Source organism: Stappia sp. G46H5W, from assembly GCF_058448995.1.
Genome location: NZ_JBZFLL010000001.1, coordinates 931,350 through 954,946, shown reverse-complemented (window position 1 = coordinate 954,946; position 23,597 = coordinate 931,350). Strand labels below are relative to the sequence as shown.

Sequence of the window (23,597 nt, the reverse complement as noted above, 5' to 3'; positions counted from 1 at the left end):
TCTCCCGTCGCCGGCTGCCCGGCCTATTTGATGCCGGCCTATTTCATGTAGGTGCGGATGACCTCGAGCAGCTCCTCGCTGCCCTGCCGGCGCTCGGCCTCGGTCTGCGCGTGAAGGACATGCTCGTGAAGGTGGCCTTCCATCACTTCTGCGGTGAGGCCGCTCAGGGCGCCTCTCGCGGAGGCGAGCTGACGCAGGATTTCGGCGCAGGGCTTTTGGGCCTCCAGCGCGCGCTCGATGCCTTCGAGCTGCCCCTTGAGACGGCGAACCCGGGCAATCAGCTTCTGTCCGTCGCGAACGGTATGGGACATCGTGCCTGTCCGTGCCTTCCCTGTATAGTATAGGGGACTATATTATACCCGACCCGAAATGGGAAGTCCGGCCGCGCCTCGTGGTGTCTGACGCGTCATGCTGGGCAGAGGCGCACCGGGGAGGCCGGCTTTCGGGCATGGTTGGACGGCGCGGCGGGTCGAGGGTCGGCGCCGGATTTCCCTGCCTGAACCGATTGCCTCTTGAAATGCGTGAGGACTCACGTATATAGACTGCAACAATCACGCAAATGGAAGGTTTCGTGTCATGAACGCGCTTGTCTTCACCCTTCTCGACATTGCCGGCCTCATCGAGAAGCGGCTCGACCGCCCGCTTGCCGGCGCTCGCGGCGTCAGCTTCCGCGAGTATCGCCTGCTCAAGAGCCTGTCGGACTTTCCCGGCAGCCGCGCCATGCGGGTGGAACTGGCCCAGTCCGTCGGCCTGACGCCCTCGGCGGTGACCCGGGCACTGAAGCCGCTCGAGAAGCTCGGCTACGTCGTCACGGAAAAGGGCGAGCGCGATGCCCGCCAGAGCCTGGCGCGGCTGACGCAGGCCGGCGAGGTCCTGCTTGCCGATGCCGATGCCATCGTTGCCGACGTGGTGGCCGGTCTGCCGGCCATGTCGATCAGCGAGGGCCAACTGGCCGAGTTGCATCGCGGCCTGGCCGGTCCGGCGGCGAGCCGGACGGTCCCCTTGAGGGCGGCCATCGTCTGAGACCCTGCAAGGTGCGGGGGCGTTCCGCGACGGGATGCCCCTGCACTGGTCTCCTGCGGCCTGCGGAGCGTATAAACGCCTGTCCCCACTTGGTCTTGCAACCGGGTTCGAAGTTCCGCATGTCGCTCGCCATCGTCCATCATCCGGCCTTTTGCGCCGATATCCCCGCCGCCCACCGCTTTCCGATGAACAAGTTCCGCCGCGTGGCGGACGTGCTCGTCGAGGACGGGCTGGTCGCGGAAGGGGGCTTCCACCGTCCCGCACCGGCTCCGGCGGAGTGGATCGCGCTCGCCCATGACCGGGCCTATGTCGACCAGGTCTTCGCCGCCGACGTGCCGGCGCCCATCGCCCGCGAGATCGGCCTGCCGATGAGCGAGAGCGTCGGCTTCCGCGCCCGCTGCGCCACCGCCGGCACGGTGCTGACCGCGCTTCTGGCGCTGGACCGGGGCATCGCCTGCAACACTGCCGGCGGCAGCCATCACGCCCGCAGCTCGCACGGGGCGGGGTTCTGCGTCTTCAACGATGTCGCGGTCGCGATCCGCCTGCTGATGGCGGATCGGGCGATCCGGCGCGCCATGGTCGTCGATCTAGATGTGCATCAGGGCGACGGCACCGCGCAGATCTTTGCCGGCGACGAGGCGGTCTTCACGCTGTCGCTGCATGCGGCCCGCAACTATCCCGTCCGCAAGGTGCCCTCGACCCTCGACGTGCCGCTGGAGGACGGGCTGCGCGATGGGGCCTATCTGCAAGCGCTGGCCGATGTGCTGCCGGCAGCGCTTGCCGCCTTCCGCCCCGACATCGTGTTCTATAATGCCGGCGTCGACCCGCACGAGGAGGACCGGCTGGGCCGGCTGTCGCTGAGCGACGAGGGACTGGCCGCCCGCGACCGCTATGTCGTGGAACAGGTGCGCAAGGCCGGGGTCCCGCTCGCCGGGGTCATCGGCGGCGGCTATCTGGAGGATATCGACAGGCTGGCGCGCCGCCACACGATCCTGCACCGGGCAGCGGCAGAGGTCGCCTGAAGCCGCAAGGGGAGGGGCCGGCTCAGCTGCGCCGGCCGAGGCTCATCAGCCGCAGCACCACCCACACCGGGATCACCACCATGGCGCCGAGCACGAAATAACCGCCGAGCTGGCCGAGCGCTTCGAAGCCGAGATCCCACAGGCGGCGGATGAAGGAGACGATCCCGTCGAAGATGTCGAGCGGGTACAGGCCGAGCGCCGACATCAGCACGCCGACGACGAAGGACAGGAACAACAGCTTGAGGATCACCCGGGCGGGCGAGTCTCCGAGAAAGCGGCTGATCGGGCTGTTGGACATGCGCTGGTTCCTGCAAAGGCTGCCGGGGGCTCGCAAAGGCCTGCGCACCATCCCGTGTCCCTGAGATGTAGGCGGGCGGGTGGCTCGGATCAAACGCAAAATCGTCTCCGCTCCTTTCGCGGCGCCCTCTGTGATAATGTCAATATGATGCCACATTGGAGCGTGACATCTCGTGTCGCGGGATGCGGGCGATTCATGGGGCATTTGTCCGGATCGCTCAGGCTCGGGAGGCGGCGAGCCCAGATGCGTCCTCATTGCCGGCGGTCCTTTTCGGAGCGCCCGGACACGGCTCCAGCCCCGGTCACGCGGAGCCGGAAAGCGAACCGACCGTCGAAGCCGAAGGCTCCGTGCCGCTGCGGCGCGGGGCCCGACAAGCCAGGAATGCCCGTCGACATGCCTCTTCAGACCCTTGCCCTCTTGCGAAAGATCGCCGTCCTTGCGCTCGCCGCAGCGCCGCTGGTCGGCCTTTCCGCCCACCCCTCGAGTGCCGAGGCGCAGGACCTTTCCGTGACCGGTACATGGCGGATCGAGGCGCTTGCCGCGCCGGGCGGCGCGCTGGTCGATGTCGACCAGGGCCTGTCCAGCCGCACGGAAGTGACCATCGACCGCCACGGCATGTGGCTGGCCTCGGCCGGCTGCAACCGCCTGCGCGGCACGCTGCAGCAGATGGGACACGCGCTCTCCGTCTCGACCCGCGTGATGGCGACGGAAATGGCTTGCGAGGGCCCGTCCGGCGATCTCGAGCGCCGGTTCCTGCATTTCTTCCCGGCTGTCACCCAGGTCGACGGCATCCCAGGACGCGTGCTGCTGCGCGACCAGTCCGGCGCGGCCGTGTTGCTGCTGGTCAACAAGTAGCATCGCCTGCCCGCAAGGACGCGGGGATAGGGCACTGCCCTGTTCGAAAAACGCAAAAGGGCGGCCGAGGCCGCCCTTCGCATTTGTGGTGAGGTGGAAAGCGGCGCCCTACGCCGCCTCGCGCTCGCCGGCATCCGGTCCCTTTTCGGGAGCGAAGCGCTCGTAGAAGCGGGCGTCGGTCTTGGCCATCTCCTTGAGCAGGCGGTTCGGCTTGAACCGCGGCCCCCACTTCTTGGTGAACTTGCGGCACAGCTCGGTAAAGGCGGCGGTGCCCATGCCGTCGATATAGGACAGCGTGCCGCCGGTGAACGGCGCGAAGCCGAAGCCGAGGATCGATCCGACATCCGCCTCGCGCACATCCGTCAGGCAGTTCTCCTCGAAGATCCGCGCCGTTTCTAGCGCCTGCATGACGAGGAAGCGCTGCTTGAGCTCCTCCACGTCGAAAGCATCGGCGGGCTTGGGCTTGCCGACCACCTCGGGAATGCGGGGCCACAGCTTCTTGTCGCGGCCCTGATAATCGTAGAAGCCCTTGCCGTTCTTGCGTCCGAACCGCTCGCGCTTCACCACCATCTCTTCCAGGATGTTGTCGAGCGGGCCTTCGACATACTTGACGCCGAGGTCCTTGCGCGTTGCCGAGACGATCTTCCAGGCAAGGTCCAGCGCCACCTCGTCGCCGAGCGACAGCGGGCCGACCGGCATGCCGGCCATGCGGCCGCAATTCTCGATCATCGCTGCCGGCACTCCGTCGGCCAGCATCATCAGGCCTTCGCGGATATAGGTCATGACGACGCGCGAGGTGTAGAAGCCGCGCGAGTCGTTGACCACGATCGGCGTCTTCTTGATCGCCTTGATGTAGTCGAGCGCCATGGCCAGCGCCTTGTCGCCGGTTTTCTTGCCGAGGATCACCTCGACCAGCATCATCTTGTCGACCGGTGAGAAGAAGTGGATGCCGATGAAGTTCTTCGGCCGCTTCGAGGCCTCGGCGAGCGAGGTGATCGGCAGGGTCGAGGTGTTGGAGGCGTAGATCGCCTTCGACTTCAGCACCGCCTCGGCCTTCTCCGTGACGACGCGCTTGACCTCGCGGTCCTCGAACACCGCCTCGATGACCAGGTCGCAATCCGCCAGTGCCTCGTAGTCGGACGTTGCTGTGATGCGCGACAGCAGCGCCACCTTGTCGGCCTCGCTGGCCCGTCCGCGCTTGATCGCCTTGGAGACCAGCTCGTCGGAATGGGCCTTGCCCTTGTCTGCCGCCGCCTGGTCGCGGTCGATCAGCACCACGTCGATGCCGGCCTTGGCGGTGACATAGGCAATGCCGGCGCCCATGAAGCCGGCGCCGAGAATGCCCACCTTGCGGATGCGGTTCGGCTTGACCGAGGTCGGCCGCCGCGCGCCCTTGTTCAGCTCCTGCATGGAGACGAACAGCGAACGGATCATGTTGGCCGCTTCCGGCGTCTGCAGCACATGGGCGAAGTAGCGGCTTTCCACCGTCAGCGCCTGGTCCATCGGCATCAGGAGGCCCTCGTAGACCGCCTGCAGCAGGGCCCTAGCACCGGGATAGTTGTCATGGGTCTCGCGCCGGTAGATGGCGTTGGCCGCCGGCCAGAACTGGAAGCCGGCCGGCGAGTAGGTCCCCCCGCCCGGCAGGCGGAAGCCCTTCTGGTCCCACGGCTTGACCGGATCGACGCCCGCTTTCAGCATCTTCACGGCCGTCGCCACCAGCTTCCTGGCCGGAGCGGTCTCGTCGATCAGCTTCATCGCCTTCGCCTGTGCGGCGTTCAGCGTCTTGCCCTGCAGCAGAAACTGCAGACCCTGCTGGCTGTCGGCCATGCGCATGACGCGCTGGGTGCCCCCCGCGCCGGGGAAGAGGCCGACCTTGACCTCCGGCAGGGCCATCTTGAAGGCATCGTCCTCGGCCGCCACCCGCGCATGGCAGGCGAGCGCCAGTTCCGTCGCCCCGCCCATGCAGGTGCCGTTGATCGCCGCGACGAACGGCTTGCCGCAGGTCTCCAGCTTGCGGAAGATCTGCGACAGGCGCCGCGAACCGTCGAACAGCATCCGCGCCGCCCCTTCCCGATCCTTCGCCCGCTTGGCATGGAAGTCGCGCAGCAGCCCTTCCAGCATGGTGAGGTCGGCGCCGCCGGAAAAGGCGGTCTTGCCCGAGGTGATGACGGCGCCCTTGACGGTCGCATCGCCCGCCACCGCATCGACGATGGCGTCCAGCTCGTCCATCACCGACATGTCGATGACGTTCATGCTCTTGCCCGGCATGTCCCAGACGATGTGGGCGATGCCGGCGTCGGTGGTCAGGGTGAAGTTCCTGTAAGCCATGTCGGCCTCCTGATGTCAGTGGCGCGTGCCGTTGTTGCGTTGGAAAAATGCGCTGCCGTGCGGGTGCGCCGGGTAAGCAAATGGCAATTTTGGGCTGGTAGAACGCGTTGAGGTAACAGGATACCAGCGGGAGTGAGGCGGATGAGCGGACAGTGCGAAGGATGCCGCGACGGCGCTCGCCTGGATTTCGACTTCACGATGGCGTTCCAGCCGATCATCGACCTCAACCGGAACCGGATATGGGGCTATGAGGCCCTGGTGCGCGGCATCGACGGGGAGTCCGCCGGGACGATCCTCGGACGGGTCACTCCGGAAAACCGCTACCGTTTCGATCAGGCCTGCCGGGTCAAGGCGATCGAGCTCGCCGCCGAGCTTTTCGGCGACGGCGACACGCGGCTGTCCATCAACTTCATGCCCAACGCGGTCTACGATCCGGCCGCCTGCATCCGCACGACGTTGCTTGCCGCCGGCCGCGCCGGATTTGCGCTCGACCGGATCATGTTCGAGTTCACCGAAAACGAACCGATGATCGACACCGGGCATGTGAAGGGCATCATCGCGGAGTACAAGCGGCGCGGCTTCATCACGGCCATCGACGATTTCGGCGCCGGCTATGCCGGCCTGAAGCTTCTCGCCAATTTCCAGCCCGACCTGGTCAAGATCGACATGGACCTGGTGCGCGATATCGACACCAGCCCGGCCCGCCAGGCGATCGTTGCCGGCATCATCGGCATCTGCCGCCAGCTCGACATCACGGTGCTTGCCGAAGGTATCGAGACCGAGGCCGAGCTGACGGTGCTGCGAGCGGCGGGCATCTCGCTCGTGCAGGGCTACTACCTGGCACGTCCGACCCTGGCCGCGCTGCCCGCCTTCGACCGTGCAAAGGCCGCGCAGGTCGCCTAGCTCCGCCATTTCGCCGGGCCCCGTCACGCTCACACCCGTTCGATGATCGTTGCCGTGCCCATGCCGGCGCCGATGCACAGCGTCACCAGCGCGGTGTTGAGGTCCCGCCGCTCCAGCTCGTCGAGCACGGTGCCGAGGATCATCGCGCCGGTCGCTCCCAGCGGATGGCCCATGGCGATGGCCCCGCCGTTGACGTTGACGATGGCCGGGTCGAGGTCGAAGGCCTGCCGGTAGCGCAGCACCACCGAGGCGAAGGCCTCGTTGATCTCGAACAGGTCGATGTCCTTCAGCGACATCTTCGCGCTGGCGAGCAGCTTCTCGGTGACGTCCACCGGCCCGGTCAGCATCAGGGCGGGCTCCGAGCCGATATTGGCGAAGGCGCGGATGCGCGCGCGCGCCGTCAGGCCGGCCTTGCGCCCGGCCTTGCGGTTGCCGATGAGAACAGCGGCGGCCCCATCTACGATGCCCGACGAGTTGCCCGCGTGGTGCACATGGGTGAGCGAGGCGAGTTCGGGATGGGCCTGGATCGCCACCGCATCGAAGCCGCCCATCTGGCCCATCATCTCGAAGGACGGGTTCAGGGCGGCCAGCGACTGCATGTCGGTCTCGGGCCGCATGTGCTCGTCGCGGCCGAGGATGGTCAAGCCGTTGATGTCGCGCACCGGCACGACGGAGCGGGAGAAATAGCCCTTGTCCCAGGCGTTGGCGGCGCGCTTCTGGCTTTCCACCGCGTAGCCGTCGACGTCATCGCGGGAGAAGCCGTACTTGCTGGCGATGAGGTCGGCCGAAACGCCCTGCGGCATGAAGTAGGAGGGCAGGGCGACCTGCGGATCGACCGGCCAGGCGCCGCCCGAGGCGCCGATGCCGATGCGGCTCATGGACTCCGCGCCGCCCGCCACCACGAGGTCGTGCTGGCCCGCCATCACCTGCGCCGCGCCGAAGTTCACGGCATCGAGACCGGAGGCGCAGAAGCGATTGAGCTGGACGCCGGGGACCGCGTGGTCGTAGCCGGCTGCGAAGACCGCGGCGCGGGCGATGTCGCCGCCGGCCTCGCCGACCGGATCGACGCAGCCAAGGACCACATCGTCGACGAGCTTCGTGTCTAGCCCGTTGCGCTCGCGCAGCGCCTTGAGCGGTTCGGCCGCCAGCCGCACCGCCGGCACCTCATAGAGGGAGCCGTCCTTCTTGCCGCGCCCGCGCGGCGTGCGAACATGGTCGAAAATCAGTGCGTCGGCCATCAATGCCTCCTTGATCCGTCCTGCCGTTCGGCCCCTTCAAGGGGCGGCGAATGCGTACCCGCAGCCCTAGAGGCTGCGGGCGATCAGAACCTTCATAATCTCGTTTGTCCCGGCGTAGATCCGCTGCACGCGGGCATCGGCGTAGAGCCGGGAGATCGGATATTCGTTCATGTAGCCATAACCGCCGAAGAACTGCAGGCACTCGTCCATGACCTTGGACTGCAGGTCCGTGGTCCAGTATTTCGCCATCGAGGCGGTGGCCCCGTCGAGTTCGCCGGCCACGTGCCGGGCGATGCAGTCGTTGACGAAGACCTGGCCGATGGTTGCCTCGGTCTTCAGCTCGGCAAGCTTGAACTGGGTGTTCTGGAAGTCGAGGATGCGCTTGCCGAAGGCCTGCCGCTCCTTGACGTAGTCGAGGGTGAGGGCGAGCGCGCGCTCGATCGCCGCCATCGCCTGCACCGCCACCAGAAGCCGCTCCTGCGGCAACTGTTCCATCAGCTGATAGAAGCCGCGCCCCTCTTCCGGGCCAAGCAGCGCATCTGCCGGCACGCGCACGTCGTCGAAGAACAGCTCCGACGTGTCGTTGCCCTTGAAGCCGAGCTTGTCGAGATTGCGCCCCCGCCGGAAGCCGTCCGCTCCGTCCGTCTCCAGCACGAAGAGCGACACGCCCTTGGACCCTGCCGCCGGATCGGTCTTGGCGACGACGATGATCAGGTTCGCCAACTGCCCGTTGGTGATGAAGGTCTTGGCGCCGGAAATCCGGTAGTGGTTGCCGTCGCGCACCGCGCTGGTGCGGATCGACTGCAGGTCGGAGCCCGCGCCCGGCTCGGTCATGGCGATGGCGCCGATCATCTCGCCGGAGGCGAGCTTCGGCAGCCAGCGTTCCTTCTGCTCCTGCGAGCCGTAATGCTTGATGTAGGGCGCGACGATGGCCGAATGCAGCGCGATGCCGAAATGGTCGAAGCCGGCAAGGCCGAGGCGGCGGATGATCACGGATTCATGCGCGAAGGTGCCGCCGGCCGCGCCATATTCTTCCGGCATGCCGGAGCACAGGAACCCGCCGGCGCCGGTCTTTTCCCATGCCTCGCGCGTGACGCAGCCGTCCTCCACCCATGCCTCGTAGTCCGGGGCGATCTCCCGCTCGAGAAAACGCGCGAACGCGTCGTCGAGCATCGTCAGTTCATCGCTCATCCATGCCGGCGTTCCGGCGTTCAAGACGTTCAAGCCGCTTTCCTCCCTGCGACGGTTTTGTCGTTGTGCGGGGCGGCGCGCGAGGTGCGCCGCTCCTTTTCGTTCGGGCCTTCGCGCTGCCTTCAGAAGGCGGCGGCGTCGAGGCCCATCATCGTGTCGGCGCCGGCCGAGACCCGGGCGAGGCGCAGCCCCGTCTCGGGCATGTGCCGCTCCATGAAGTAGCGGGCGAGCGTCAGCTTGGTCTCGTAGAAGGTCTTGTCTCCGTCCGCTCCCGAGGCGAGGGCGGCCTGCGCGCTCTTCGCCATGCGCGCCCACATGTAGCCGAGCGCGACGATGCCGAAGAGATGCATGTAGTCGGTCGAGCCGGCGCCGGCATTGTCCGGCTTGGTCATGGCATTGCTCATGAACCACATGGTCGCCTTCTGCAGGTCGTCGAGGCCGGCCTTGAGCGGCCCGGCGAGCGGGGCGAGGGTCTCGTCGCCGGAGATCTCCTTGAGGAAGGTGCCGACCTCGTTGAAGAAGGCCATCACCGCCCGGCCGCCGTCGCGCGGCAGCTTGCGTCCGACGAGATCCAGCGCCTGGATGCCGTTGGCGCCCTCGTAGATCATGGTGATGCGGGCATCGCGCACAAACTGCGACATGCCCCATTCCTCGATATAGCCGTGGCCGCCCAGCATCTGCTGCGCCGCCACCGCGTTCTCGAACCCCTTGTCCGTGAGCACGCCCTTAATGACCGGCGTCATCAGGCCCATGTGGTCGTCCGCCGCCTGGGCCTCGCCCTTGTCCGAGGAACGGTGCGAGATGTCCGACTGCAGCGCGGTCCACAGGACCAGCGCGCGGGCCGCCTCGTTGAAGGCGCGGATCGACAGCAGCGTGCGGCGCACGTCCGGATGCACGATGATCGGGTCGGCCTTGCCGTCCGGGTTCTTCGGGCCGGTCAGCGCCCGGCCCTGCAGCCGCTCGCGGGCATAGGCCAGGGCGTTCTGATAGGCGACCTCCGACTGGGCGAGACCCTGCACGCCGACGGCAAGGCGCGCCTCGTTCATCATCACGAACATCGCGTTGAGGCCGCGGTTTTCCTCGCCGATCAGCCAGCCGGTCGCCTCGTCGTAGTTCATGACGCAGGTGGCGTTGCCGTGAATGCCCATCTTCTCTTCCAGCGAGCCGCAGGACACCGCATTGCGCGCGTCCGGCTTGCCGTCGGCATCGGGCAGGAACTTCGGCACGATGAACAGCGAGATGCCCTTTGTGCCTTCCGGCGCGCCCTCGATGCGGGCCAGCACCAGATGCACGATGTTCTCCGTCAGGTCGTGCTCACCGGCGGAGATGAAGATCTTCTGGCCCGAGATGCGGTAGGTGCCGTCGCCCTGCGGCACGGCCTTGGTCTTGATGAGGCCGAGATCGGTGCCGCAATGCGGCTCGGTCAGGTTCATCGTGCCCGACCATTCGCCGGTGGCAAGCTTCGGCAGGTAGAGCGCCTTCTGTTCCGCGCTGCCATGCACCTGGATGGCGGCGGCCGCGCCCTGCGACAGGCCCGGATACATGCCCCAGGCAAGGTTGGCGCCGGAAATGAACTCCTGCATCACCGAGTTGAGCGTGGTCGGCAGGCCCTGGCCGCCATACTCCTCCGGCATCGAAAGGGCGATCCAGCCGTTCTCCCGGTAGGTGTCGTAGGCGTCGCGGAAGCCCTTGGGCGTCGTCACGCTGCCGTCGTCGTTGCGGGTGCAGCCCTCGCGGTCGCCGGTGGCGTTGAGCGGGGCCAACTCCTCCTGGCAGAAGCGCGCGCCCTCGTTCAGGATCGCCTCGAGGAGATCGGGCGTCGCATCGGCAAAGCCCGGCAGGTTGCCGTGGCGGTCGAAGCCCAGCACCTCGTTCAGCAGGAACATCACATCCCGGACGGGGGCGGTGTAGCTCGGCATGGTCATCCTCCCGGTAGGTCGGCCCGGCTGTGATGCCGGTTGCGACGGGCAGTCCGCATCATGGACCTGACGTTTCCGTAAACGTCACCTTGAGCTGGTTATATGGCTGCCGGCCGGGCCTCGCAAGGGATGTCCCAACGGCAGGGGGCTGAAAAAAGTCCCGCAGGCATCAATCTCGGCCGTCTTCGGGGCGAAATCACGGAGATTCGGAACAAAATCGTACCGGTGCGGCAAAATTCGGAGGCCGGACCGCAAAAACCCGCGCCGCGGTGGCGGCACGGGTTCGGAAACTGCGGCAAGGTGCCGGGCGGCGATGCCGCCCCTGTTGCAATCGGAAGGGCGACTCAGTCGCTCTCCTTCTCCTTCAGCATGCCGGAGACGATCTCCACCGTCCGGCCGAGCTCCTCGATGGCCTGGTCGATGTCGCGGCGCTGCTTCACCAGCACGTCGATCTGGCCCTGGAAGCGCGACAGAGCCACCTTGAGTTGGGTCACCTGGCCGTCGCGCAGGTCGTAGAGATCGAGCATGTCGAGGATCTCGGCGAGCGAGAAACCGACCCGCTTTCCCATCAGCACCAGCTTCAGCCGGGCCCGGTCGCGCCGGGTGTAGATGCGGGTCATGCCGTCACGGCGAGGATTCAGAAGGCCCTTGTCCTCGTAGAAGCGAAGAGTGCGCAAGGTGACATCGAATTCCTTTGCAAGATCTCCGATGGTGAAGAGCGTCTTCTTCGTCGTTTCGTCCTTTGCGGCGACTGCCTCGACGATATCGTTGTTGACCGAGAGCGCTTCGCTCATGGCATTTTCCTTGAGTATCCCGAAAGACGAGGGGCAGGAGCGGGCATCGCTCCGCGCGGGTCCGGCGGGTGTGTGGGAGCGTGACACTACGTCACCTGCCTCCGGGATACATTCCGTGGACGTAAGCGTCAAGCTTCCTGGCGAACGCGTGCGGGAGGCAGGCTTGCGATCCGCAAGGCGCGTTTACCAGTCGTTAAGCATGTAAATCCCGGACTTAACGGCCTGTTTACCATAAGCGGCGACAGTTTACGGCAAGCTCGTCCGGGTCCGGTGTAGCCGTGTTCCGACCTGGGGCGAAGAAGATTGCTGGCGCGCACGCGCCCCACATGGGTTTGAGAGGCAGTTCATGTCCTGGAACGCGCGACATCGCAGTGAACGCGGCCTTCCGCAGGAAGACGGCTACGGGCGCGAAGCGCATGGCGATCCGGAAAGCTGGTACGAGCCGCGGCGCCGGGCGCCGGCTGCCGATCCGCAGCGCGGTGACCGGGCGAGGGCGCGCGAGCAGCTCAACGATGTCGCAGATGCCCTGGGCCGTCTCATGGACACGCCGCAGCCCGCCCCCGCTGGCAACCGGCAGACACGGCGCGCGGCTGCCGCTCGGGCCCGCAACGAACGTCCCGCAGCGCCCGCCGCTGCCCCGGCGCGTGCGCCCGCCGGATCGCGCAGCGGCCGCATCGAGGCGGTGCTGAACGCGCTCGACCGGCTGGACCGCCGGGTCGAGGATCTCTCCAACGAGGCCGACGCCGAGGAGCGGACGATGCGCCCGGCCCGTGCGAGCGCTCCGGCTCGCGCTGCTGCCCCGGCGCGTGCCCCGCGCCGCGCCGCGCCGCCGCAGGCCCGCGAGACGTGGAGCGAGGACTGGCAGGACGAGGGCTTCGACGCCCCGCGCGATCCCCGCCGCACAGCCCATTACGACACCCGTCAGCCCGCTGCCTATGACGACAGCGAGGCGGCTTACGACGACCTGGCGGACGACGGTTACGGCGAGGCCCGCGAGGCTGCGTCGCCGGCGCGCAGCACCTGGCGCGAGGCGCCCGAGGACGGCTATCGCCGGCCGGCGGACTGGCGCGAGGACCGGTCCGAGGAGGACCTGCGCCCGCTGATCCGCGATCTTGCCCACCGGGTCGACCGCGCCACCGGCGCGCGGGACGACCAGCTGGGCGTGCTGCGGCGCGAGATTGCCGACCTGCGCGGTTTCCTCACCCAGAGCCTGCGCGCCGAGCGCGAGCGGACCGTCTCCCGCGACACCGGCGAGATGCGCCGCCTGTCGGATGCGGTGGAGCGGCTGCGTGCCGACCGGGGCGACATGCGGATCGTGCGCGAGGTCCGCGCCGAGATTTCCGATCTGCGGTCGATGATCGACCAGTCCAATGTCGAGGGCATGCTGCAGACGCTGGAAAGCGGCTATGCGCACCTCGTCCAGCGCCTCGACGAGATGTCCCGCGATCAGCTGGAGCCCCGGCTCGTCGCCGATCTCGGCCGTCGTCTCGCCGATATCGAGGAAGCGTTCCGCATCGTGCCGCGCGGCGACCAGATCGCCGCGCTCGACGACCGGGTGGCCGATATCGGCCACCGGGTGGAGGAACTCGTGCGTCGCAGCGGCGGTGCCGATCTCGACCTGCTGCGCGGCGAGATCCGCGCTGTGCGCGATCTTGTCGAGCGCTTCGACGTCGGCGACCTGCTCGCGGGCATCGACGAGCGCATGACCGCGCTGGCCCAGCGGTTCGATACGATCGACCGGCTGGTCGACGAGCAGCGCCACCTGTCCGAGCGGATGGGCGCCATCGAGCACCGGCTGCCTCAGTCAGGCGCGGTCGACCGGCTGCAGGATCGCCTGGAAGAGATCGCCAGCATGCTGGCGGATGATCGCAACACCCGCACCGATCCGCAGCTCGACGAGAAGCTGGGCGAGATCGCCGGCCGGCTGAAGCGGATCGAGACCGCGCGGCAGATGCCGCCGAGCTATGACGCGGCCTTCACGCTGCTGGAAAAGCGCCTTGCCGCCATCGACGGCAAGATCAATGCCCTTGACCGGCCGGACCGGGTGACGCTCGTCGCCGAGGGCCAGCAGGGCAGCATCGAGGCGGACCTGATCGCCCGCCTGGAGGCCGGCATCTCCAATCTCAACGAGCGCTTCGAAGCGGGCCGCGCGTCCGCCGGCGCCGACGAGTTCGAGAGCCTGCGCCGCGAGATCGTCTCGCTGCGCGACAGCGTGTCCCAGCCGGTCTCCGTGGTCGAACTGGAAGCGCAGCTGCGCGATCTCGCCGAGGCCGTGAACCGCGGCGCGTCGAGCGACGACGCGGCGGTGCTGTCGCAGGTCGAGGACAAGATCGCGGCGCTTGCCGCGAAGCTGGATGCAGCCGACAGCGGCTTTGCCCGTCTCGGCGAGATCCAGAGCGCGCTGCAGTCGGGCGGGGCAGGGGGCGGCGATGTCGCCCAGGCCCTGCGCGGCGACCTGCACCGCCTGATGGAGGCGGCGACCAGTTCCGAGCGACGTGCCCGCGAATCCATGGACAGCGTCCAGGACGTGCTGGCGTCGATCAACAACCGTCTGATGGCGCTGGAGCAGGACACCCGCGTCGCCACGATGCCGCCCCCGGGTCCGGAAGACGACCGGCCGCTGGAGCCGGGCTCCGGCAAGCCGCGCGTGCGCCAGCAGGCGCAGCCGCGCATGGAAGCGCCGATCATGCCGCGTGCCGAGATGCCGGCCGCCGCCGCTGCCGATGCCTCCGTGCCGCCGCAGCGCTCGGCTGCCCGCCCGGCCGGCGCGCGTCCCTCCTCGCCGATGGGTGCGGGGCGCACCGGTGCGCAGCCGCAGGACGGGCGCGACCGCAAGGCCGACTTCATCGCCGCCGCCCGCCGTGCCGCCCAGGCGGCGAGCGAGGAAGCCAACGCGTCCGGCTCGGGTCTGTCCTTCGGGAGCCTCACGTCCTCCTCATCCGACGACAAGCCGCGCGCCAGCGCTGCCGGCTGGCTGCGCTCCAAGCTCGCGCGCGGCAAGGCAAAGAGCAAGGATGCGCCGGAAGCCGAGACCGCCGAGGTCGTGGAGCCGCGGCCGCTTGCCGGCGATCGCCGCGACGGACCGCGCTCGGATGCCGCGCGCAGCCGCCGCGAGGAGCTCGCCGATGAGCTGCGTGCCGATATGCGCGCTGCGGCGTCCGTCGATGCGGAAGAGGTGGAGACCGAAGACAAGGGCGGCCGCAGGCTGTTCTCCGCAGGCGGTCGCCGCGCGGTGATGCTGGCTGCCGCCGCCGTGATCATCGCGGTCGGTGCGCTGCAGATCTTCAAGCTGGTCTCGCCGGCCGAGCGCAACATCGCTTCGCTTGAGACCCCGCCGACCATCGAGGCGATGACCAATGTGCCGCCTGTCGCGACCGCAGACACGGGCGTGGCCGAAGCCGGCGCCAAGGCGCGCGTACCCGAGGCACGGCAGCTCGCGAGCGAAGCCCCGCCCGAGCCGGTCTCGCCGCCGCCAGCGGCCGTGTCGACGGCGGATGCGGGGATGAGCGGCATGGACATGCCGGACCTGGTGCAGGACCGCCCGGCCGCGACCGGGGGCGACGTTCCGCTGGCCGGGCCGCAGAGCGCGCCTGCCTCCGAGCCGGGATCCGATCTCGCCTTCGCGCCGCCGGCCGTGTCCGGCAACGCCTTCTCGACCGCTCCGGGCGCCATTCCCGGCACCATCCCCGGTGCGCAGTTCCAGACGCCGGGCAGCGCGCCTGCCTCGCTCGACCTTGCGTCCCGCACCACGGCGATGGCGCCGGCCGGCCCCGCAGCGGGCGCGGCTATCGGCGGCATCCCGGCCGAGGCCGGTCCCGTCTCCCTGCGCCAGGCAGCCGCCGGGGGCGACCCGGCCGCGCTGTTCGCGATCGCGGTGAACTATACCGAAGGCACCGGCGTCCAGCCGGACCTGAAGCAGGCCGCCAGCTATTATCGCAAGGCCGCCGATGCCGGTCTTGCACCCGCCCAGTACCGTCTCGGCAGCCTCTACGAGAAGGGCCGCGGCGTGGAGAAGAACCTGGAGACGGCGCGCGACTGGTATCGCCGCGCCGCCGAGCAGGGCAACGCCAAGGCCGCGCACAATCTCGCGGTGCTCTACGCGGAAGGCCTGTCCGGCACGCCGGAGTTCAACGACGCCTCCTACTGGTTCAAGAAGGCCGCCAATTTCGGCCTCGCCGACAGCCAGTACAATCTCGGCATTCTCTATGCCCGCGGGCTCGGCCTGGAGAAGAACTTGGTCGAGAGCTACAAGTGGTTCGCCCTTGCCGCGCGCCAGGGCGACCGGGACGCCGGCAACAAGCGCGACGAGCTTGCCAACATGCTCTCGCGCGAGCAGCTGGCCGAAGCGCGCATCGCGGTAGAGACCTGGAAGGAAGCCCCACGCGCGCTGGCGGCCAACCAGGTGGAGTTCAACCCGGCCTGGTCCGTGCCGGCGGAGGTCGAAGCACCGCGCGCAAGCGCGTCTGCGGACCCGCGCGAACTGGTGATGAATGCGCAAAAGCTGCTGGCCCAGCGGGGATTCGATCCGGGCACGCCGGACGGTCAGATCGGGCCGCGGACCCGCGAGGCGGTGCGCGCCTTCCAGCAGGCCAACGGCCTGCCGGTGACCGGCGCGATCTCGCCGGATCTGGTCAAGGCGCTGGCCGGCGAGAACATCTGATCCGGCCCTGTGCAAGGCCTTGGCCGGATCCGTCGACGCAAAGGAGCGGGCGCAGCCGCAAATGCGCCCGTTTCACGTTGACATAAGGGAAGCTGGCAGGCTTTATCCTTAGGAAAAGCATGGGCTTCCGGGGGCTGCGAACCTCAATCGCCACAGGCGGAGAGCGCAGCGGGCCATTTCATCAACCTCCACGCCGCCCGTCGGGGACGAGCGGCCACAAGCCGCCGGTGTGCCGTGCAAGTTTACCTGCCCATCGCCGAACTGCCGATCAACATGTTCATGGTGTTCGGGATGGGTGGTGCCGTAGGCTTCCTGTCGGGCCTGTTCGGCATCGGCGGCGGCTTCCTGCTGACACCGCTGCTGATCTTCTCCGGCATCCCGCCGGCCATCTCCGTCGCCACCGTCACCACCCAGGTCGTCGCGTCCTCGACATCCGGCGTCGTCGCCTATTGGCGGCGCAAGATGATCGACTTCAAGCTCGCCTGGATGCTGCTGGTCGGCGGTGTCGTCGGCTCGGCGGTGGGCGTGTGGCTGTTCGGCATCCTGCAGACGCTCGGCCAGCTCGACCTCGTCATTTCGCTGTCCTACGTGACCTTCCTCAGCGCCATCGGCGGGCTGATGCTGTTCGAGTCCCTGCGCGCGATGGCACGGCGACGCTCCGGCGCCAAGGTGACGGCGCGCCGGCCCGGGCAGCACAACTGGGTCCACGGCCTGCCGCTGAAGGTACGGTTCTACCGCTCGCGGCTGTACGTCAGCATCATTCCGATCATCGGGCTGGGCGCCATCATCGGTTTTCTCGGCACGATCCTGGGCATCGGCGGCGGCTTCATGATGGTGCCGGCGCTGATCTATCTCCTGCGGGTGCCGACCAACATCGTCATCGGCACGTCGCTGCTGCAGATCCTGGTGACCATGGCCGCCGCCACCGTGCTGCATGCCATGTCCACGCAGTCGGTCGATATCGTGCTTGCCATGCTCCTGATGGTGGGCGGCGTCATCGGCGCCCAGTTCGGGGCGCGCATGGGGCAGAAGCTGCGCGGCGACCAGCTGCGGCTGCTGCTGGCACTGCTGGTGCTGGGCGTCGGCGTCCGCTTCGCGGTGAACCTGCTGATGCAGCCGGACGAGCTCTACGCCGTCGATCCCACCTTGATCCTGGAGCCGGCGCAATGACCGGCCGCCGTCTCCTCCTGCCGGTCCTCGGCCTGCTCGCCATCGTGTTCGCGCAAGCGGGAGCGCCCGCGCGGGCCGAGAGCCTGACCGCGGCGCTGTCGGCGGATGTGGTGCGGATCGAGTCCAACTATACGGGCACCAACATCGTCGTCTTCGGCGAGATCGCCCGCGATGCGGGCACGGTCGGCCGGCCCGATCCGTACGACATTGCGGTGGTTGTCTCGGGGCCGGAAAGCGATGTGACCACGCGGCGCAAGGGCCGCTTTCTCGGCATCTGGGTGAACCGGGACGCGGAAGTCTTTGCCGAGGTGCCGAGCTTCCTTGCGGTGCACACGACCCGGCCTCCGCACGAGCTTTCCTCGCGCGCCATTCTGGAAGAGCACCGGATCGGGCTGCATTTCCTCAATCTCCGGATCGCCCGCGCCTCGCAGGTGCCGATCAGCGACCGGGACAATTTCCGCGCGGCGTTCTTGCGCCTGCGCCAGGCGAGCGGCCTTTATTCCGAGCGCCACGACGTCATCGACTTCCTAGGCAACTCGCTGTTCCGCACCTCGGTGGCGCTGCCGGCGAACATTCCGGTGGGCGACTATAAGGTGACCGTCTACCTGCTGCAGGGGGGCACGTTGCTGGCCGAAACGCAGATGCCTCTGCGCGTCGCCAAGACCGGCTTCGAGCAGTACACCTATTGGTTCGCTCACCAGTATTCGGCAGCCTATGGCCTCCTCGCCGTGCTGCTGGCGGTGTTCACCGGCTGGCTCGCCGGAGTGATCTTCCGCCGCGACTAGGACGTATCCGCGCAAAACACCCGTCACGGACGGCACAAAGGCGCGGAGGTACATATGGCGGCGGCCAAACCCGATCTCACCCGTTTTGCAGCCCAGCCGGGCCCGGCTGGCGCCGTGCGGCTCGGCTATGCCGGGCTGCTCCCTTTCGTCTTCGCCGCGCTCTATCTCTGTTATGCCGCGCTGCAGGCGAGCCAGCCGTCATTCGTCGAGCCGATAGCCCGCGCGGCGACGATCTACGGCGCGGCGATCCTGTCGTTTCTGGGCGGGGTGCGCTGGGGCGTCGCCATGGCCGGGCGCCAGCGGGGCATGCGCGAGTTCGCCTTGTCGGTATTGCCGTCGCTGCTGGGCTGGGGTGCCGCGCTGTTGCCGCCGGTCGCAGCAATGGTGGTGCTTGCGGGCGGTTTCCTGATGCAGGCGGGCTGGGATCAACGGGCCGCGGTCAAGGGCTCGCTGCCGCTGTGGTACGCGACATTGCGGCGGCGGCTCAGCGTGGTGGTCACCGTGGCTTTGCTTGTCTCGGCCGCCGGGTTGCTGCTCGGCCGTGCCGCGTGAGCGGGCTCAGTCGGAAACGAGGCGGGTCGCGGTAAAGGGATAGAGCCGGCCATCGCCGAGCATGAAGACGGAAAATTCGCGCGCGGGAAAATACGGGCTCCATGCCTCGTCCAGCACATTGAGCCCGCCGGTAAACACCCCGAAGGCGGGCAGCACCAGCCGGGTTCCGTCGGTGGCAAAGCACGGGCGGCGCACGCTACGGCCATAGCGGCGGATGCGGGCGGCCGGATGCAGGTGTCCGGCGATCTCGCCCGGAGGGGCGCCGTCCTCCGGCTCATGGCGGAACAGGAGGCCGCCGAGGGCGATTTCGTCCACCGTTTCGCCGCACAGTCCGACCGGCGCGATGGGGTCATGGTTGCCGGTCACCCAGATCCACTCGCGGCCGAGCTGCAGCGTCGTCAGCATCGCGCGGTAGGAGGCGGGCAGGCGGTCGGAGCCTTCGCCGTCATGGAAACTGTCGCCGAGCGCGATCACGCGGGTCGGCTGGAACGCGTCGATGGCCTCCGCCAGCTTTTCCAGCGTTGCGGCCGTGTCGTAGGGGGGTAGCATGAGGCCCTTGCGGGCGAAGGACGAACCTTTTTCGAAATGCAGGTCGGCGACGACGAGCGTGTTCTCGTCCGGCCACCACATGGCACCGCTGTCGTGAAGGCCGACGATTTCGCCCGCGATGGAAATGTCATGGCAAACGGGCGCGAAGCGTCGCACCTCGTTGCGGGCAAGAAACGGCCTCACTCCATAGCCTCCTTGACCAGATCGCCTGCGGCCCCTGCGAGAAGCGCTTCCTGCGCCTCGCCGAACACGGGTTCCTTGCCGATTTCCAGCATCACCGGAACGGCAAGTGGCGAAACCCGCGCCAGGGAAGTATGCGCGATTCGCCCCCGAATTCGGGCAAGAAGTTCGCCCAATCTGGAGATATCCAGAAGTCCTGTCGCCGCATCCGCGAAAGTCGCCTGCAGCAGAATATGGTCCGGCTCGTGCCGGCGCAGAACGTCATAGATCAGATCGGCGGAGACCGTAACCTGCCGACCGCTTTTTTCCTGACCCGGATGCCGGCGCTCGATGAGACCGGCGATCACCGCGCAGGTGCGGAAGGTGCGCTTCATCAAGCTGGATTCCGCCAGCCAGGCGTCGAGATCGTCGCCCAGCATGTCCTCGTCGAACAGCTCGTCGAGTGACAATTGGCCGCGTGCGATCAGCGCGTCGAGATCGCTCAGCCCCCATACGGCCAGCGCGTAGTCGTTGGCGACGAAGCCCATCGGATGGGCTCCCAGCCGCTCCAGCCGCCGCGTCAGCAGCATGCCGAGCGTCTGGTGGGCAAGGCGCCCCTCGAACGGGTAGCAGACGAGGTAATGCTTGTCCGAACGCGGGAAGGTCTCGACCAGCAGGCCCTCCGGCTGCGGCAGGGAGGAGCGCAGCTTCTGGATCTCCAGCCACTCGCGGACCTGATGGGGCAGGGCCTGCCAGCTGGCCGGGTCGGCGAGCATCGCCCGCACGCCGGCGGCAAGATAGGTGGACAGCGGAAACTTGCCGCCTTGATAGGAAGGGATCTTCGGCGCCTCGGCGCGGGCACGCGAGACATAGGCCTCGTTTTCCCGCAGCCCCTCGAAGCGCAGGATCTCGCCGGCGAACAGGAACGTGTCGCCGGGCGCGAGCTGTTCGACGAACCATTCCTCGATCTCGCCAAGCATGCGCCCGCCGCGCCCGATCGGCGTGCGCCGACCTTCCGACTTCGAGCGGACCAGCCGCACCTTGAGCATAGGCGCCTCGACGATGGTGCCGACATTGAGCCTGTACTGCTGGGCGATTTTGGGATGCGACAGGCGGAAGCGTCCGTCCGGCTGTCGCTTCAACCGCGCATATCGGTCGTAGGTCCGCAGCGCATATCCGCCGGTCGCCACGAAATCGATCACCTGTTCGAACCGCTCCCAGGCGAGGTCGCGATAGGTCTCGGCGGAGCGGATCTCGTCGAACAGCTCGAGCGGATCGAAGGGGCCGGCGCAGGCGCAGCCGAGCACGTGCTGGGCCAGCACGTCGAGCGCGCCCTTGCGCAGCGGCGGCGTGTCCTGCTGGCCGGCGCGCGAGGCATCGAGCGCGGCCTTGCATTCCAGCACCTCGAAACGGTTGGCAGGCACCAGGATGGCGCGCGAGGGCTCGTCCATGCGGTGGTTGGCGCGGCCGATGCGCTGGGCGAGGCGGCTTGCGCCCTTCGGCGCGCCGACATTGATGACGAGGTCGACATCGCCCCAGTCGATGCCAAGGTCGAGCGAGGAGGTGCAGACGATGGCGCGCAAGGCGCCCGAAGCCATCGCCGCCTCGACCTTGCGCCGCTGGCCGACGTCGAGCGATCCGTGATGCAGGGCGATCGGCAGGTTGTCCTCGTTGGCGTGCCACAGCGCCTGGAACAGCATCTCGGCCTGCGAGCGCGTGTTGACGAAGACGAGCGAGGTCCGGTGCTGCGAGATGATCCGGTAGATGTCGGGCACCGCATGACGGGCCGAGTGCCCCGACCAGGGCAGCCGCTCGTCGCTGTCGAGGATGGTGATGTCCGGCTCTGCGCCGCCGGCGACCGTGACGACGTCGGCGAGCGCGCGAGGGGCGCCCTCGCTCTGCGGCACCAGCCAGGCGCGCAGCTCGTCCGGCTCGGCGACCGTTGCCGACAGGCCGATGGTGCGAAGCGAGGGCGCGATCCGGCGCAGCGCGGCAAGGCCGAGGGCGAGCAGGTCGCCGCGCTTGGAGGTCACCAGCGCGTGCAACTCGTCGAGGATCACCGTGTCGACGTCGGCGAGCATCTCGCGCCCCTGCGCATCCGACAGGAGCAGGGCGATCTGCTCCGGCGTCGTCAGCAGGATGTCCGGCGGGACCTGCTTCTGCCGTTGCCGCTTGTGGGCGGGCGTGTCGCCGGTGCGGGTCTCGATGCGGATGTCGAGGCCGATCTCCGCGACCGGGGCCTCCAGGTTGCGGGCGATGTCCACCGCCAGCGCCTTCAGCGGCGAAATGTACAGCGTGTGGACGCCCCGGCGCGCTCCGGCCGAACCGGGCTTGCGGCGCGGGCGCTCGGACAATGCGACGAGGCTGGGCAGGAAGCCGGCCAGCGTCTTGCCCGCGCCCGTCGGAGCGATCAGGAGCACCGAGCGGCGCGAGCGGGCCGTCTCCAGCAGGTCCAGCTGATGCGCGCGCGGGCTCCAGCCGCGGCTTTCGAACCAGCGGGAGAAGCGTTCCGGCAGAAGAGGCTGGGCTGCGGCATCCATCGCGTTCAGAGATAGTTGTTCCTTGTCTGTTCGTCGAGCCGGGGATGCATTTCCAATCCGCCCGAACACTCCTACATAGGGAGGATGATGCGTGAGGCCTCCCCTTCAGCCGGAACGACCGGCGGCGATGTGCTGACCCTGACGGCGGAAGGGCTCTACTGTCCCGCCGGCGGGTTTCATATCGACCCGGTGCGTCCCGTCGAGCGGGCGCTGGTGACCCATGGCCATGCTGATCACGCGCGCCCCGGCAACGGCGCGGTCATGGCCTCCCGCGAGACGCTCGACATCATGGCGATCCGCTATGGCGAGGATTTCACCGGCACCCGCCAGGAGGCCGTTCCCGGCGAGGTCATCCGCATCGGCGACGTTTCCGTCTCCTTCCATCCGGCGGGCCATGTGCTCGGCTCCATGCAGGTGAAGATCGAGACCGCGAAGGGCACGCGCGTCGTGGTGTCCGGCGATTACAAGCGCCAGCCGGACCCGACCTGCGCCCCCTTCGAGCCGCTGGCCTGCGAGGTCTTCGTCACCGAGGCGACCTTCGGCCTGCCGGTCTTCCGCCATCCGCCGGCCGCCGGCGAGATCGGCAAGCTGCTCAAAAGCCTGGCGCTGTTCGACGGACGCACGCATCTCGTCGGCGCTTATTCGCTGGGCAAGGCGCAGCGGGTGATCGCGGAGCTGCGCGCCGCCGGCTACCAGCGCACCATCTACCTGCACGGCGCGTTGGAGCGGCTTTGCAGCTACTATCAGGCGCAAGGCATCGACCTCGGGGCCTTGGAGCCCGTCGGACAGAGGGCGAAGGAGCTTGCCGGCGAGATCGTGCTGTGCCCGCCGGGCCAGTTCGCCGACCGCTGGGCCCGGCGCTTCGGCGATCCGGTGACGGCGGTTGCCAGCGGCTGGGTGCGGGTACGGGCCCGGGCAAGGCAGCGCGGCGCCGAGCTGCCGCTGGTCATCTCCGACCATGCCGACTGGGATGACTTGCGGGAAACCGTGGCGGAGACCGGGGCCGGCGAGATATGGGTTACGCATGGCGCCGAGGAGGCCCTCGTCCACTGGTGCCGGCAGCAGGGACTGGCCGCCCGTCCGCTCAACCTCATCGGCTATGGCGACGAGGGGGATGCGGCCGAGCCGGCGGGTAAAGTCGAAACGGCGGAAACGGCCGCCGGGATCGGGAGCAAGACATGAGCGAAGAGCATCGGGAACCGGAAGGTCTGGCGGAGCCGGACGAGGGCTATGACGAGGAGCTGCTCGATCTGTTCGACGATTACCGCGATGCCTTCGAGGACTACGACGCGGAGGCCGTGGCCGACTGCTTCGCCTATCCGGCAGTGATCTGGCAGTTCGGCAAGGGCAACGTGTTCCAGGACGAGGAGGAGCTGCTCGAGAATATCGAGACGCTGTTCGCCGCGCTGGAAAAGGAAGGCGTGGTGACCTCGGCTTTCGACATCCTCTCCGCCCATGTGGAAGGCGATGCGGCCATGGCAACGCTCACCTGGGTCCAGTCGGACGCGGACGGCGAGCCGGTGATCGAGTTCACCTGCCACTACCACCTGATCTACGACGGCGATGCCTGGCGTATCGCCATGATCGTCAACGAGCCCTGAGGGACGCCCA

19 protein-coding genes are annotated in these 23,597 nt (G+C 68.0%); 10 read left to right on the top strand and 9 right to left on the bottom strand.

The annotated features are described in order from the left end of the window. Positions 1-38: 38 nt before the first annotated feature. Positions 39-311 carry a metal/formaldehyde-sensitive transcriptional repressor gene (locus tag ACVJ6E_RS03905; protein WP_120268823.1) on the bottom strand — a complete coding sequence of 91 codons (273 nt, stop codon included), beginning with the start codon at positions 309-311 and terminating at the stop codon, positions 39-41. Between the two features lie 265 nt (positions 312-576). Here ACVJ6E_RS03905 and ACVJ6E_RS03900 point away from each other — a divergent pair, with 265 nt between their 5' ends. Together ACVJ6E_RS03900 and ACVJ6E_RS03895 are read left to right on the top strand one after the other, a co-directional pair. Further along, a complete protein-coding gene (locus ACVJ6E_RS03900) occupies positions 577-1,023 on the top strand; it encodes a MarR family winged helix-turn-helix transcriptional regulator (protein ID WP_120268824.1) in 447 nt (148 codons plus the stop codon). Between the two features lie 119 nt (positions 1,024-1,142). Continuing rightward, on the top strand, positions 1,143-2,045 hold the full coding sequence (locus ACVJ6E_RS03895; protein WP_120269255.1) for a histone deacetylase family protein: 903 nt from the start codon (positions 1,143-1,145) through the stop codon (positions 2,043-2,045). Between the two features lie 22 nt (positions 2,046-2,067). Here ACVJ6E_RS03895 and ACVJ6E_RS03890 read toward each other — a convergent pair whose 3' ends face one another. Next, a complete protein-coding gene (locus ACVJ6E_RS03890; RefSeq protein WP_120268825.1) occupies positions 2,068-2,343 on the bottom strand; it encodes a DUF6460 domain-containing protein in 276 nt (91 codons plus the stop codon). Positions 2,344-2,736: 393 nt separating this feature from the next. Between ACVJ6E_RS03890 and ACVJ6E_RS03885 the strand changes: the two genes are divergently transcribed. Then, positions 2,737-3,198: an META domain-containing protein gene (locus tag ACVJ6E_RS03885; RefSeq protein WP_158592680.1), complete on the top strand. Its 462-nt coding sequence runs from the start codon at positions 2,737-2,739 to the stop codon at positions 3,196-3,198. Between the two features lie 108 nt (positions 3,199-3,306). On the opposite strand, the gene ACVJ6E_RS03880 is transcribed toward ACVJ6E_RS03885, so the two are convergent. Next, the gene (locus tag ACVJ6E_RS03880) at positions 3,307-5,526 is read right to left on the bottom strand and encodes a 3-hydroxyacyl-CoA dehydrogenase NAD-binding domain-containing protein (RefSeq protein WP_120268827.1); all 2,220 of its coding nucleotides are present in this window, start codon (positions 5,524-5,526) and stop codon (positions 3,307-3,309) included. A gap of 141 nt (positions 5,527-5,667) precedes the next feature. Between ACVJ6E_RS03880 and ACVJ6E_RS03875 the strand changes: the two genes are divergently transcribed. Further along, a complete protein-coding gene (locus ACVJ6E_RS03875) occupies positions 5,668-6,429 on the top strand; it encodes an EAL domain-containing protein (protein ID WP_120268828.1) in 762 nt (253 codons plus the stop codon). Between the two features lie 29 nt (positions 6,430-6,458). Here the strand turns inward: ACVJ6E_RS03875 and ACVJ6E_RS03870 are convergent, their stop codons facing one another. From ACVJ6E_RS03870 to ACVJ6E_RS03855, 4 genes are all read right to left on the bottom strand, one after another. Next, complete coding sequence (locus ACVJ6E_RS03870; RefSeq protein WP_120268829.1) at positions 6,459-7,667, bottom strand: acetyl-CoA C-acetyltransferase; 1,209 nt, start codon at positions 7,665-7,667, stop codon at positions 6,459-6,461. 66 nt (positions 7,668-7,733) lie between these two features. Beyond that, positions 7,734-8,858: an acyl-CoA dehydrogenase family protein gene (locus ACVJ6E_RS03865; RefSeq protein ID WP_199681161.1), complete on the bottom strand. Its 1,125-nt coding sequence runs from the start codon at positions 8,856-8,858 to the stop codon at positions 7,734-7,736. Positions 8,859-8,980: 122 nt separating this feature from the next. Then, positions 8,981-10,777 carry an acyl-CoA dehydrogenase C-terminal domain-containing protein gene (locus tag ACVJ6E_RS03860; protein ID WP_120268830.1) on the bottom strand — a complete coding sequence of 599 codons (1,797 nt, stop codon included), beginning with the start codon at positions 10,775-10,777 and terminating at the stop codon, positions 8,981-8,983. Between the two features lie 344 nt (positions 10,778-11,121). Further along, complete coding sequence (locus ACVJ6E_RS03855; RefSeq protein WP_067221086.1) at positions 11,122-11,571, bottom strand: MerR family transcriptional regulator; 450 nt, start codon at positions 11,569-11,571, stop codon at positions 11,122-11,124. Positions 11,572-11,917: 346 nt separating this feature from the next. On the opposite strand from ACVJ6E_RS03855, the gene ACVJ6E_RS03850 reads away from it, so the two are divergent. The 4 genes from ACVJ6E_RS03850 (at position 11,918) to ACVJ6E_RS03835 (ending at position 18,738) form a co-directional block, all read left to right on the top strand. Beyond that, entirely contained in the window at positions 11,918-16,231 is a 4,314-nt protein-coding gene (locus ACVJ6E_RS03850; protein ID WP_120268831.1) for a peptidoglycan-binding protein, read from the top strand. A 234-nt stretch (positions 16,232-16,465) separates the two neighbouring features. Then, positions 16,466-17,401, top strand: a complete 936-nt coding sequence (locus ACVJ6E_RS03845; protein WP_120268832.1) for a sulfite exporter TauE/SafE family protein — start codon at positions 16,466-16,468, stop codon at positions 17,399-17,401. Beyond that, positions 17,398-18,186, top strand: coding sequence for a TIGR02186 family protein (locus ACVJ6E_RS03840; RefSeq protein WP_120268833.1), 789 nt, complete (start codon positions 17,398-17,400; stop codon positions 18,184-18,186). Before ACVJ6E_RS03845 ends, ACVJ6E_RS03840 begins: the two co-directional genes overlap by 4 nt. 54 nt (positions 18,187-18,240) lie before the next feature. Next, positions 18,241-18,738 carry a DUF3429 domain-containing protein gene (locus ACVJ6E_RS03835; protein WP_120268834.1) on the top strand — a complete coding sequence of 166 codons (498 nt, stop codon included), beginning with the start codon at positions 18,241-18,243 and terminating at the stop codon, positions 18,736-18,738. Between the two features lie 6 nt (positions 18,739-18,744). Here ACVJ6E_RS03835 and pdeM read toward each other — a convergent pair whose 3' ends face one another. After that, positions 18,745-19,470: a ligase-associated DNA damage response endonuclease PdeM gene (pdeM, locus tag ACVJ6E_RS03830; protein ID WP_491676394.1), complete on the bottom strand. Its 726-nt coding sequence runs from the start codon at positions 19,468-19,470 to the stop codon at positions 18,745-18,747. Then, positions 19,467-21,995: a ligase-associated DNA damage response DEXH box helicase gene (locus ACVJ6E_RS03825; protein WP_491676408.1), complete on the bottom strand. Its 2,529-nt coding sequence runs from the start codon at positions 21,993-21,995 to the stop codon at positions 19,467-19,469. The genes pdeM and ACVJ6E_RS03825 overlap by 4 nt, the downstream gene beginning before the upstream one ends. A 78-nt stretch (positions 21,996-22,073) precedes the next feature. On the opposite strand from ACVJ6E_RS03825, the gene ACVJ6E_RS03820 reads away from it, so the two are divergent. After that, on the top strand, positions 22,074-23,168 hold the full coding sequence (locus ACVJ6E_RS03820) for a ligase-associated DNA damage response exonuclease (protein WP_120269258.1): 1,095 nt from the start codon (positions 22,074-22,076) through the stop codon (positions 23,166-23,168). Next, entirely contained in the window at positions 23,165-23,587 is a 423-nt protein-coding gene (locus ACVJ6E_RS03815; protein ID WP_120268836.1) for a DUF6841 family protein, read from the top strand. The genes ACVJ6E_RS03820 and ACVJ6E_RS03815 overlap by 4 nt, the downstream gene beginning before the upstream one ends. Positions 23,588-23,597: the final 10 nt, after the last annotated feature.